Origin of the sequence: uncultured Gordonia sp. (genome assembly GCF_937858515.1) — a bacterium.
Classification (GTDB): domain Bacteria; phylum Actinomycetota; class Actinomycetes; order Mycobacteriales; family Mycobacteriaceae; genus Gordonia.
Genome location: NZ_CALLZT010000036.1, coordinates 1 through 12,061 on the forward strand (window position 1 = coordinate 1; position 12,061 = coordinate 12,061).

The window sequence follows — 12,061 nt, forward strand, 5'->3', positions numbered from 1 at the left end:
CGAGGTCGTCGAGTTCCTGGCGCAGCCAGCCGATCTTGACGGTGGTGCCCTCGATCCGGCGTCCCGGAGCAACACTCGCCTCACCGGCGAGCGCTCGTAGCAGCGTCGTCTTGCCCGATCCGTTGACCCCGACCAGACCGACGCGCTCACCCGGCGCCATCCGCCAGGTGAGGTCGTCGAGAAGTACTACACCGCTTGGTGTTTCGAGGTGTGCGTCCTCGAGTTCGATGACCACGCGGCCCAGCCTGCGGCGGGCGAAGGCCGACAGGGTGACCGTGTCGCGGGGCGGCGGGACGTCGGCGATCAGCTTCTCGGCGGCCTCGATCCGGTAGCGTGGCTTGGACGTTCGTGCCGGCGGCCCGCGACGCAGCCACGCGAGTTCCTTGCGGGCGAGGTTACGGCGGCGTTCCTCGGCGGCGTCGGAGAGCCGGACCCGTTCCGCGCGCGCGAAAATCCAGTCGTTGTAACCACCTTCGTACTCGTCGACGCGGCCCGAATGCACCTCCCAGGTACGGGTGGCGACGGTGTCGAGGAACCAGCGGTCGTGGGTGACGACGATCAGCGCGCTGCGCCGGGCCACCAGATGCTCGGCCAGCCACTGCACGCCCTCGATGTCGAGGTGGTTGGTGGGCTCGTCGAGGATCAGCAAATCAGCGTCGGAGATAAGCGCGGCGGCCAGGCCGACGCGGCGCCGCTGCCCACCGGAGAGTTCGTCGACGCGGCGATCGAGCAGGGCGTCGATACCGATACCGGCGAGGATGGCACGCACCCGGGCGTCGCCTGCCCACTCGTGCTCGGCCACGTCAGCACCGACCACAACCTCGGAAACAGTCGCGCCTGCGGGCAGTTCGCCACGCTGGGTAACCGTCTCGACGCGGATGTCGCCGGCCCGCGACACCCGCCCGCTGTCGGGTTCGGTGATGCCACCGAGAATCTCCAGCAGGGTGGTCTTGCCGCCGCCGTTGAGGCCCACGACCCCGATGCGCTGCCCCTCGTGCACACCGAGGCTGACGGTGTCCAGCAGATGCTTGATGCCGAAGCTCTTGCTGACTCGGTCGGCGTTGATCAGGGCCGTCGGGTTGGAGGGTGCCACCCGAAGACGATAGCTCACCCCGGCCGGTGACCCTGAGCCACAGATGTCACCGTGGTACCCGGACCTCAAGAACTGCGGTCTGACCGTCGTCACTGAGACGCACCCGGCAATCAAGTCCTCGATCAGCGGCATGGGGAAGTGCCGCCGTGGCCTGGTCCCGGTGACATTCGAGCAGCATCACCCCGCGGACAGAGCACCAGCGCCGGGCGCCGTCGATCAGCCCGCGCACCGCGTCGAGGCCGTCGGGGCCACCGTCGTGACTGTCTGCGGGTTCGTGATCGGTGGCCTCGGCGGGCAGTAGATCCCGCAGCGTGCCGGGTACGTAGGGCGCGACGGCCGCCATCACGTCCACCGATCCGAGGACACCCGCGCGGCGCAGGACCGCGTCCATCTCGCCGGGCAGCGCGGCGCGTTCCACCCGCACGGCCGCCGGCAGGTTGCGCCGGGCGTGCGTCAGCGCCGCCGGACTGTGATCGACGACGATCAGCTCCGGCGCCCGCGCATCGACCCCGGCAGCGATCACCGACGCGATCGGCGCGACGCCGCAGTACGCCTCAACCACAACAGGCTGTTCACCTGCGTCGCGAACCGCGTCAAGGGTCGACGAGGCGAGGAACACCGACCGCTGACGCGGGATGAACACCCCCGGCCCGACCGACAGCCGGAGCCCGGCGAACTCCACGTACCCGACGATATGTTCGGGCGGCTCACCGAGTTCGCGCCGACGGACCAGCGTTTCGAGCAGATCTGCGTCGAGCACTCCGTCGCATATCGCGGCGTCGGTGAGGATGCGTGCCTCGTCCTCGGCGAATACGCAACCCGCCCGCCGCAGCCGCGCGGCGAGTTCGGTGACATCGCACGCCCGCGGCTCAGCCGTGATCGACCACCCTGGCACCGGGCACCGGACCGACGGCCACCCGCACGCCGCGCGCCACCCCGGCGCCGGCGAGTTCGGCGGCCACCGCGACTGCCGACTGCTGGTCGGCACAGAGGAACGCGCACGTCGGACCGGACCCGGACACGATGCCGCCGAGCGCCCCGGCCTCGGTTCCGGCGCGCAGTGTCCGGCGCAGCACGGGTTTGATGCCGAGTGCGGCGGGCTGCAGGTCGTTGTACAGCAGCGGTGCGACCGCGCGCGGGTCTCCCGTGGCCAGCGCGGCAAGCAGTTCGTCGGGTGGTGCGGGATCATCGAGCGCGGCACGGGCCTCCCGCAGCCGGTCGAGTTCGGCGAACACCTTCGGTGTGGACAGGCCGCCGTCGGCCAGGGCGAGCACCCAGTGGAACTCGCCACGCGAGAGCACGGGCACGAGTCGTTCCCCGCGGCCGGTTCCCAGCGCGGTACCGCCATGCAGCACGAACGGCACATCCGAGCCCAGCCCGGCGGCGAGCTCGGACAGTGCGGCGCGGTCGATGTCGAGTTTCCAGAGTTCGGCGGCGGCGACGAGTGTTGCGGCCGCATCTGCGCTGCCCCCGGCCATACCGCCGGCGACGGGGATCGCCTTGTCGATGTCGATGGCCAGCCCGGAGCCCCGGTTGGCCCAGGCCGCGAGTGCGACCGCCGCACGATAGGCGAGATTGGTGCGGTCGTCGGCGACGAACGCGGCGCCCTCACCGTGGGTGTGCACCGACAATGCGGGAGCGGTGCGCACCGTGATGTCGTCATGCAGTGACAATGCCTGAAAGACGGTGACCAGGTCGTGATAACCGTCGGGCCGTCGGGGACCTACCCCCAGGTGCAGATTGACCTTGGCCGGTGCACGCACGGTAACCGGCGACGGGACCACGGACAACGACGCACCTGACACGACTACAGAGGTTAGTGGTCGGGTACGACAGGCACCTGAGCGAGGCGGACAAAATCGGCCACCGACAACTTTTCACCCCGGATCTGCGGATCGATACCGGCCGCACGCAGTCGGCGTTCAGCCTCCGCCGCGCTACCCGCCCAGCCCGCGAGCGCCGAGCGCATCGTCTTGCGGCGCTGCGCGAACGCGGCGTCGATCACCTCGAACACCTTCTTGCGCAGACCGTCGTCGGCGGGGTAGACGGCGGTCCGCCGGATGCGGACGAGTCCGGATTCGACCTTCGGTTCGGGCCAGAACACGTTGCGGCCGACCGCGCCCGCCCGGGCCACGTCGCCGTAGTAGCGGGCTTTGACGCTGGGCACCCCGTAGATTCGGCCACCCGGGTCTGCGGCCAGCCGGTCGGCGACCTCCGCCTGAACCATCACCAAAGCGGTTCTGATACTGGGTAATTCGGCCATCAGGTGCAGCAGTACGGGGACCGCCACGTTGTAGGGCAGGTTTGCGACCAGTGCCGTCGGCTCGGGCAGGTCGGCGCGGCTCACGGACATGGCATCGGCGGTGATCACCTCAAACCGATCGGCCTGTCCCGGCGCCCGCTCGGCGATGGTACGCGGTAGACGGTCGGCGAGTTTCGGATCGATCTCGACGGCCACCACACGCCCGGCTTCGGCGAGTAGCGCCAGGGTCAGTGAGCCCAGTCCCGGTCCGACCTCCAGAACGACGTCGTCGGGACCGATACCCGAAGCCGCCACGATCCGCCGGACGGTGTTGGCGTCGTGCACGAAGTTCTGGCCGAGCGTTTTTGTGGGCCGCACCCCGAGTTCGGTGGCCAGTTCACGGATCTGCACCGGTCCGAGCAGGGCAGGCGCCCCGCCGGTCACGGGTTCAGGGGCGTTCAGTTCAGGCCCAGCTTGGACGAGCACGACGGCCACGCACCCCAGCCCTGAGCGGCCTGGGTCTTGGAGGCGATGGCGATCTGTTCCTCACGGGTGGCCAGGTCGGCGCGGGGGGCGTATTCCAGGCCGCCCCAGCGTTCCCACGTGTTCTGGTCGAACTGGACACCGCCGTAGAATCCATTGCCGGTGTTGATGGCCCAGTTTCCGGTGGCCTCACACTGGGCGAGCTGGTCCCAGACCGAGCCTGCCGCGACGTACGGCGCGCCGTCCTTGGTACCGATCCGCACCGTGGCCGGAACCGGCTCGGTGACGACCGTCGAGCCGAGCTTCTCGCGCTCAGTGACGGTGCCGTTGACGATGGTCAGCCGGTAGGTGACCTTCGAGGTGCCCGGTTTGCCCTCGTCCTCGACCACCTTGCGGTCCTTGACCAGCGTCGGGTCTTCCTTGGTGACGGGGGTGGCGCTGAACTTCTCGGTGACCGTCGACTCCTCGGTGCGAATCCGAGTGACGACGATCCGCATGCCCGGGCGGATCGGGGTATTGGGGGCCGGCTTGACCTTGTCGAGTCCGGTGAGCGGCTTGCCGGTGCCCTTGAGCACGTCAGCGACGGTGCGGGCGGCGACATTGGTGCGGAACGTGTTGGTGCCGTCGGTGACGCGAACCTTCTTGGGGAGCGTCACCTGCACCAGCCCGCCGGTGAGCGGGACGCTGTCGGCGCCGAAGTTCTGGGGGTGGGCGAGGGCGTCCTCGTAGCCGTTCTCATCGAGGATCTCGCGCACGTTGGTGGCGGTGGTCTCGACGGTCGACGTCTTGCCGTCGATGTTGAGGGTGAGCGTCTTGTGCCGGTTGTAGACGATGGTCTGACCGGCCTTGACGTCCTCCGTCAGGCCCGGCAGCACCTCGTCGGCGTCCGAGGGGCGGTATCCCTGCTCACGCAGCACGCGGTCGACGGAGAAGGCCATGGTCGAGATCTGCTGGACCTTGCCGTCGACGGCGAGGGTGATGTCCTTGTGCGAGGTGATGCCGACGACACCACCTGCCATCACGGTGAGCAGAGCTGCACCGGTGGCCACGCGGGCCGCTTTCGAAGTGGACTTGCGGATGTGAAGCAGGGCAGACATGTTACGAATTCCTCGTCGACAACAGATCGGCCACGTACCGGTGTCACCACTCCGGACGGTCACAACGGGAGCTGTGCCGGGAAGCCCGGGAACGTGGGGCTGAACCTCTTGATTACGATACGATAACGAACAGAGTTGCCTAGCGCAAAGGTATGCCGTAAATCCGGCGGGCATTGGCCCCCAGAATCGCCGCGAGTTCGTCCTCCCCTACGCCACGGGTCCGCGCGATATCTCGTGCCGTGTACGGCAGGCAATACGACTGATTTGGCTGGCCACGGTAGGGATGCGGGGTCAGGAACGGCGCATCGGTCTCCACCAGGAGCTGGTTGTCGGGCACCAATTCGGCCGCCGCGCGCAATTCTCCGGAGTTGGCGAAGGTCACAGTTCCGGAGAAGCTCAGAACGTACCCACGGTCGATACATTCGCGTGCAACGTTTCGGTCACCGGAGAAGCAATGCATGATCACGGTCTCCGGCGATCCTTCGGCCGCCAGGACGTCGAGCAGGTCGGCGTCGGCGTCCCGGTTGTGGATCATCAGCGGCTTGCGCAGCCGCTTGGCGAGGTCGATATGCCAGGCGAATGCCTCGTACTGCTGCTCCTTGGTGGCACAGGATTCGGACTTGCCGATCCAGTAGTAGTCCAGGCCGGTCTCCCCCACCGCAACCACCCGGTCGTCGCCGGCCATCGTCTCCAGTTCCGCGCGGGCGGCGTCATCGAGTTCACCGGCGTGCGTCGGATGGAGCGCGACCGCCGCATACACCCGCTCGTCCCAGTGCGCCGCCTGATGCGCCCACCGCGCGTCGACGATGTCGTCGGCAACGGTCACCACCGCCTCGACGCCCACCGCGGCGGCACGGTCGACGATGGCCCGCACAGTCTCGGGGTCCCGCCCGCCGCACGCCGCCAGATGTGTATGCGCGTCGATCAGCCCGGCCAGCGGCGCCGGGTCGGGCGGCGGCTGCTTCCGCAACCGCTTGCGCGCCGCCTTGTTGCTCTCGGTCTCAGGCTTGCTCTCGGCCGGGGCGTCGTTCACGGAGACCACCTTGACACAGCACCGGACTCAGAGCGCGACCGTCCCATCGATGACGCCGTCACCGCACGCTGCGGACGAGGAGAACGGTCAGGCCGCCGAGGATGCCGAGGACGGCCGAGGCGATGAACAGGCCGGTGAAACCGCCGGTGGCCTCGACTACCAGCGCGCCGACGAGGGGGCCGAGCGCCTGAGGTACGGCCATCGCGATGTTCATGATCCCGAGGTCCTGGCCGTTGTGGTCGGGGTCGGGCAGCACCTGGGTCGCCAGTGCCTGATCGACGCCGAGGAAGGCTCCGAAACCGGCGCCCAGGAATGCGGCGGCCACCATGGTCATCGTCAGGTCCGCCTGTGCCGCGATGCAGAGTGCGGCGATGCCCTGGGCGAGTCCGGCGGCCAGGACGAACGGTTTGCGTCGGGCAATGCGGTCGCTGAGCGCGCCGCTCAGGAATGCGCTCGCGATGACGAACAGCATGTAGACGGCGCTCACCAGCAGCAGGTCGTCGTCCGGGTCGTCGACGCCGAGGCCGAAGGTCAGGAAGAACCACAGCAGCGAGGTGCCCAGCGCGTTGCCCAGGTTCACCAGCACCCGGCCGAGCAGGGTCCAGCCGAAATCGGGGTACTTCGACGGCGAGATCCACAGTTCGGAAACGATATTCGCCACGGTCAGCCGTCCGGTGCCGGCGTCGGACGGCAGCGGGTCGTCCAGGTGCAGCAGGAACGGCAGCACACACACGACGAGCGAACCCGCGTACACCAGGTAGGCGGGCAGATAACCGAGCGCGAACGACGACACGATCGCCATCCCCGCGATCACGCCGACGGCCTGCGGCGCCGAGACGAAACTCGATACGACGCCGCGCTGGAACACCGGCACCTGATCGCTGATCAACGCCGTCAGCGCCGCCGACGTGGTGGCGAAACCGGTGATCGCCCCGCACCACAGCACCGTGATCGCGACGATATGATCCACCAGTCCCAGACCGATCAGCGACATCGCGAACAACACCATGCCGCCGACGATCCACGGTTTGCGACGGCCGTATCGGCTGCGCGTACGGTCCGACAGCGACCCGGTCAGCGGGAACGCGACGAGAGCGAAGATCGCCGAGATCCCGGACACCACACCGAATGTCAGCACACTGCGACGCCAGTTGCCGGCGGTGACGTCGTCGCCGATGTCGAGCCAGTCGTTGACCTGCTCGGGAAGGGTGAGCTGGAACGGCGCCAGTTGCGCCAGCCACACCCCCATCCAGGCAAGTCCGAAAAGTCCGATCCACCTGCGGGATACGCGCTGCAACGCCGGCTCCGGGCGGGAAGTCATCCGGTCAACCTAGCCCACCGGGAGATCCCCCGTCGGTCAAGTCAGCGGACGGAGCGGAAGGGTTTGAGGCGCAGTGCATGGCGCAGGACGAATCCGAGGATCGGCCGCATCAACGGGACGGCCCACCGCCACGGCAGCCAGCCGACCCAGCGGGGCGAGCCTGCGATCGCCCAGGTGACGATCAGCGTGCCGCGCGGGCCGTCGGTGAGCGTCCAGCGTTCGGCGAAACTACTGATGACCAGCGGCAACGACAGCGCGGTACCGGTGAGGGTGAGTTCGGACTCCTGCTCGACGTGGGTGACACGCTCGGTCACCGACAGCAGCGTTCCCGACATGGTGCGCACCGCACCCACCGGCACCGTCGCCCCGGGGATGACGGCGTCGCCGCTCCACGTCGGCCCGGACAGCAGCGGCAGGCTCGACATGTATTCGACGCCGACGATCCGGTCCCACACCTCCCTGCGCGAGAGCGGCGTGTTCACGGTGAGCACGATCGCGAACGACGCGCCGCGCGTGATGTAGCGGTCCACGCTGTCCGCCGGGATCTCCTTGCGCACCGCCGACCTGCCGGGATTGCCCGCGGTCCCCCACAGCACCACCAACCCGGCGATTCCGGCGACTCCGAGTGCCGCCAGTACCCCGATCACCAGCCACACGATCTGTGACGTACTCATCCATACCCTTCTGACCTGGTCGAACCGCTCGATGGATTTCAAGCTTTACATTTCATATATGAAACATGCTAGCGTGCTCGGTGAGAGCCAGGCCACAATACCGAAGGGGGTTTTCGGTGGCATTCGACCTTCCGGCGTCCAAGGGTCCCCTGCGGGACCTCGCCACCGAAGCCGGGCACACGCTCGGCTTCGCACTGCAGGCGATCGGGGCAACCGTCGTCGCGACACTGCGGCGACGACTGTCGCTCGGCGAGACGCTGAGTCAGGTCGTGTTCATCGGCCGCGTCAGCACCGGCCCCGCCCTGCTGCTGATGATCCCCGTCGGCGTGTTCATCGCGGTGTCCGTCGGCGAGTTGGCCGGCCGGATCGGGGCGGGCGGCTACTCCGGTGCCGTCGTCGCGTTCATCATCGTCGGCCAGGCCTCGGCACTGGTCAGCGCGCTGATGATGGCGGGTGTGGCGGGCTCGGCGATCTGCACCGATCTGGGCTCGCGCAAGATCCGTGAGGAGGTCGACGCCATCGAGGTGATGGGCCTGAACGTGATCGAGCGGCTCGTCGCACCGCGGGTGGCCGCCGGGATCATCGTCTCGATCATGTTGTGCTCGTTGATCACCGTCGTCGGCGTGGGTGCCTGCTACGCGTATCACATTTACGTGCAACATCTTCCGGCCGGCGCATTCATGGCCACGTTCAGTCAGTACGGCCGGATGTCGGACTTCGTCATGGCACTGGTCAAGGCCGCGGTGTTCGCGCTCATCTCGACCATCGTGGCCTGCTTCAAAGGACTTCATGCCCGCGGCGGCCCACGAGGGGTGGCCGACGCGGTGAATGAGGCCGTGGTGATCGCGTTCGCCCTGGTGTTCGTCTTCAATACCGTGCTCTCGCAGCTGTATACGGTGATCGTGCCCGCCGTTGGGGCCTACTGATGGTTGCCACCCACGACACGACCTACCGCATCCGGCAGTCGGCCTCGCGCCGGATCGAGGGCGCCACCTCGACGGTGGTGCGCCTCGGTGAGTACGTCACGTTCATCACCCGAGCGATCCTGGCGATCCCGTACACGCTGGTCCACTACCGCAGGCACGTCCTCAATCAGATCTCCGAGGTCACCTTCGGTTCCAAGTCGCTGCTGTCGGGCGGTGGCACGCTGGGCATCGTGCTGGCGATGTCGCTGGCGGCGGCGATGATGCTGGGCGTCGAAACCTACCGTGGCCTGCAGCTGGTCGGTATGACGTCGCTGTCGGGAATGCTGTCGGCGGTGGCCAATACCCGAGAACTCGCGCCCGTGGTGGTGGCGATCGCGCTGGCCGCCAAGGTGGGCACCGGGTTCACCGCGCAGATCGGCGCGATGCGCATCTCCGACGAGATCGCCGCACTAGACGTCATGGCCATCCGCTCCATCCCGTTTCTGGCGACCACCCGGATGATCGCGGCAATGGTGTGCGTGCTCCCCATCTACATGATCGGTCTGCTCTCGAGCTACATCGCGACCCGCCTCGTCGTGGTCTGGTACAACGGCGAATCTTCGGGCACCTACGACTACTTCTTCCATCTAGCGCTAAGCCCGTCGGATCTGGTGTATTCGGCCACCAAGGCGGTGTTCTTCGCCGGCATCGTGACGCTGGTGCATTGCAGCTACGGCTATTTCGCCTCCGGCGGCCCTGAGGGTGTCGGTCAGGCGGCCGGACGGGCTTTGCGCACATCGATTCTCGCGATCGGCATCTTCGACGTAATCCTGACCTTCGGCCTGTGGGGCCTGGTGCCCGAGATTCCGGGAATGGGGATCTGACGACATGACAATCATGCTTCCCGGTCGTCAGGTATCCAAGGCCGGCTACATCTTTCGCGCGATCGTCGCGATGGCATTGCTGCTCGCGTTCGCGCTGTGGATGATCTCGCGCAGCACCGGCATGTTCGACGACACCGCCCAGGTGCACGGTGAGATCCCGGTCGAGGCGGGACTGATCTCTCCCGGCGCTCCCGTGCGTTACAACGGTGTCAAGGTCGGCAATATCGATTCGATCGAGGCCGGCACCACGTCGTCGCGGATCGGTCTGGCCGTCGATCGCTCGATGATGAAGCGTATTCCGGACAATGTGGTCATCCGGGTGGCGCCTCGAACCTTCTTCGGCGACATCTATATTCAGTTGCGGCCGGGAACGGGCGAGTCCACCGGGGAACTGCGCGACGGCGCCGACATCCCGGTCGACAGCGGCGACGACGCGGTCAACCTGTACGACGTGTTCACCAAGCTGTCCACACTGCTCGGCGAGGTCAAACCCGAGAAGGTGAACGTCGCACTCAACGTGGTGAGCCGGGCGATCGGCGATCGCGGCGACGAACTCGGCATCATGATCGACGACTGGTGGGTCGCCTCCCGCGAGTTGGAGTCGACGATGAATCGCTTCCTCGACGCCACCCCCAAGTTCCGGGCCGTCGTCGAAAGTCTGCGCCGGGCAACGCCGGACGTGATCAAAACCCTCGCGTCCACCACCTCGATCTCGCGCGGAATCGTGGAGAACCGCGACCAACTGGTGGCCATGATGTCCTCGGCCGCGGGCTATCTGGATTCGGTGACCCCGTTCGTGGCAGCACAGCGCAAGAACCTGATCACCATCATCGACTCCACCTCCACCATCTTCTCGACGGTGGCCGACAATCCCGACGGCCTGTCGACGACGCTGGCCGAGGCCGACAAGTTCGGTGCCGCCGGCACCATCCTGTTCGCCACCGGCAAGTTCAACATCACCGCCGTGCCGACGTTCTCCCAGCCCATGCCGTACACCGCCGCGGACTGCCCTCACTACGGAAACCTGCGCGGCCAACAGTGTTTCGGCACCAGCACCCGGCAGGGTGTCGGTCCGGTACGGGCCCCTGGTGAGCCCAACGGCACCATTCTGAACCCACCACGAGGAGAAGATGAGTCCCCCGAAAGGATGTCTCCCGAAAGGATGTCCCCGGAAGGGATTTCCCGCGAGGCCGTCATCGACGGGGCCGCGGAGAACGAACCGTTGAGCAATCTGGAATCGACCGTCACCGGCAAGCGGTCGTCGGCCACCGGCACACCCAGCCCGGCGACCAAGCTGATGGTGGGACCGATGGTGCGCGGTATGAAGGTTCAGGTGCAGGAGCGATGACCAGACTCCCCCTGTCCGTCACCCTCAAGGCCTTCGCCTACGTCGTGGTCGGCGTCGTCGCCGCGGTGATCATGAGCAACACGCTGCGCGTCCCGGTGCACGGCGACACCACCGGCTACCGGATCGCTTTCCACGACGCCGAGGGCCTCACCTCCGGCAACCCCGTCACCATGGCCGGGGTGCGCATCGGCCGCGTCGACGCGGTGGACCTGCGGCCCCAGAAGGACGGAACGGCCCTCGCCGAGGTGAAGGTCACCATCGCCAAGAAATACCCGCTGCCCGAGAAGGTGCACGCCACAGTCCGTTACGGCGACATGCTCGGCGCCCGCTACATCGCACTCGAGTCCTCCCCGGACACCCCGGCGCGTACCGGAAACAGCATCCCGGTGGGGGCGACGACGGCCGCGATCAACCTGACCGCGCTGATGAACGGCTTCCAGCCGTTGTTCTCGGCGCTCGACCCCGACCAAGCCAACCAGCTCGCCCGCGGCTTCGTCGATACCTTCGAGGGCCGCACCGGTTCGGTTGAGACTCTGCTGCAACAGATTTCGTCGATGGGACAGAATCTGGCCGCCAACGGCGCGGTGTTCACCCGGCTGATGTCCAATCTGAACATCCTGATGGCAACCGTCGACGACCGCGGCCCCGCGCTCACCGAATTGTTCGACGGCCTAGGCAAACTCAGTGCCACCCTGATCGGTGACAACGGACGGCTCACCGCTCTCCTCGACAACGGCGACAAGGCCGTCGCCGCCCTCGCGGACATGATGACCGCCGCGGGCGACGACTTCGAGGCCTCACTGAAAGGACTTACGAACATCACGTCGGCATGGATTCCACAGACCGGGGAATTCACCACATTCCTGCGAAACTTCCCGATGTTGTCCAAGAAGCTGAATCAGTCCGGCCGGTACGGGGGATTCATGATGCTCTACCTGTGCAACTTCACCCTCGAAGCGGCCGGCCTGAGCGCCAACATCT

12 protein-coding genes are annotated in these 12,061 nt (G+C 67.1%); 4 read left to right on the forward strand and 8 right to left on the reverse strand.

Annotated elements, in window-relative coordinates:
- The 8 genes from Q0627_RS02830 to Q0627_RS02865 form a co-directional block, all read right to left on the reverse strand.
- Positions 1-1,093, reverse strand: a 1,093-nt coding sequence (locus Q0627_RS02830) for an ABC-F family ATP-binding cassette domain-containing protein (RefSeq protein ID WP_298807602.1), incomplete at its 3' end; no start/stop codon positions are given.
- A gap of 46 nt (positions 1,094-1,139) precedes the next feature.
- Positions 1,140-1,988: an SAM-dependent methyltransferase gene (locus tag Q0627_RS02835; protein WP_298807604.1), complete on the reverse strand. Its 849-nt coding sequence runs from the start codon at positions 1,986-1,988 to the stop codon at positions 1,140-1,142.
- A complete protein-coding gene (locus Q0627_RS02840; RefSeq protein WP_291019968.1) occupies positions 1,963-2,898 on the reverse strand; it encodes a 4-(cytidine 5'-diphospho)-2-C-methyl-D-erythritol kinase in 936 nt (311 codons plus the stop codon). The genes Q0627_RS02835 and Q0627_RS02840 overlap by 26 nt, the downstream gene beginning before the upstream one ends.
- Before the next feature lie 11 nt (positions 2,899-2,909).
- Positions 2,910-3,830, reverse strand: a complete 921-nt coding sequence (gene rsmA, locus Q0627_RS02845) for a 16S rRNA (adenine(1518)-N(6)/adenine(1519)-N(6))-dimethyltransferase RsmA (protein WP_291017720.1) — start codon at positions 3,828-3,830, stop codon at positions 2,910-2,912.
- Complete coding sequence (locus Q0627_RS02850; RefSeq protein ID WP_291017723.1) at positions 3,794-4,915, reverse strand: resuscitation-promoting factor; 1,122 nt, start codon at positions 4,913-4,915, stop codon at positions 3,794-3,796. Before Q0627_RS02850 ends, rsmA begins: the two co-directional genes overlap by 37 nt.
- A gap of 139 nt (positions 4,916-5,054) precedes the next feature.
- Positions 5,055-5,957 carry a TatD family hydrolase gene (locus Q0627_RS02855; RefSeq protein WP_291017725.1) on the reverse strand — a complete coding sequence of 301 codons (903 nt, stop codon included), beginning with the start codon at positions 5,955-5,957 and terminating at the stop codon, positions 5,055-5,057.
- Positions 5,958-6,006: 49 nt separating this feature from the next.
- The gene (locus Q0627_RS02860) at positions 6,007-7,269 is read right to left on the reverse strand and encodes an MFS transporter (RefSeq protein ID WP_298807611.1); all 1,263 of its coding nucleotides are present in this window, start codon (positions 7,267-7,269) and stop codon (positions 6,007-6,009) included.
- Positions 7,270-7,310: 41 nt separating this feature from the next.
- Complete coding sequence (locus Q0627_RS02865; RefSeq protein ID WP_298807614.1) at positions 7,311-7,943, reverse strand: SRPBCC family protein; 633 nt, start codon at positions 7,941-7,943, stop codon at positions 7,311-7,313.
- A gap of 116 nt (positions 7,944-8,059) precedes the next feature.
- Here Q0627_RS02865 and Q0627_RS02870 point away from each other — a divergent pair, with 116 nt between their 5' ends.
- The 4 genes from Q0627_RS02870 to Q0627_RS02885 form a co-directional block, all read left to right on the forward strand.
- Positions 8,060-8,869, forward strand: a complete 810-nt coding sequence (locus tag Q0627_RS02870; protein WP_291017730.1) for an ABC transporter permease — start codon at positions 8,060-8,062, stop codon at positions 8,867-8,869.
- Positions 8,869-9,732: an ABC transporter permease gene (locus Q0627_RS02875; protein ID WP_291017732.1), complete on the forward strand. Its 864-nt coding sequence runs from the start codon at positions 8,869-8,871 to the stop codon at positions 9,730-9,732. The genes Q0627_RS02870 and Q0627_RS02875 overlap by 1 nt, the downstream gene beginning before the upstream one ends.
- 4 nt (positions 9,733-9,736) lie before the next feature.
- Entirely contained in the window at positions 9,737-11,080 is a 1,344-nt protein-coding gene (locus Q0627_RS02880; protein ID WP_298807616.1) for an MCE family protein, read from the forward strand.
- Positions 11,077-12,061, forward strand: a 985-nt coding sequence (locus Q0627_RS02885) for an MlaD family protein (protein ID WP_298807618.1), incomplete at its 3' end; no start/stop codon positions are given. The genes Q0627_RS02880 and Q0627_RS02885, both read left to right, overlap by 4 nt.

Bases quoted from the DNA above. Each gene is read 5' to 3' on its own strand.
- Q0627_RS02850 (WP_291017723.1), bottom strand. From the start codon at position 4,915: ATGTCTGCCCTGCTTCACATCCGCAAGTCCACTTCGAAAGCGGCCCGC.
- Q0627_RS02860 (WP_298807611.1), bottom strand. From the start codon at position 7,269: ATGACTTCCCGCCCGGAGCCGGCGTTGCAGCGCGTATCCCGCAGGTGG.
- Q0627_RS02875 (WP_291017732.1), top strand. From the start codon at position 8,869: ATGGTTGCCACCCACGACACGACCTACCGCATCCGGCAGTCGGCCTCG.
- Q0627_RS02880 (WP_298807616.1), top strand. From the start codon at position 9,737: ATGACAATCATGCTTCCCGGTCGTCAGGTATCCAAGGCCGGCTACATC.
- Q0627_RS02865 (WP_298807614.1), bottom strand. From the start codon at position 7,943: ATGAGTACGTCACAGATCGTGTGGCTGGTGATCGGGGTACTGGCGGCA.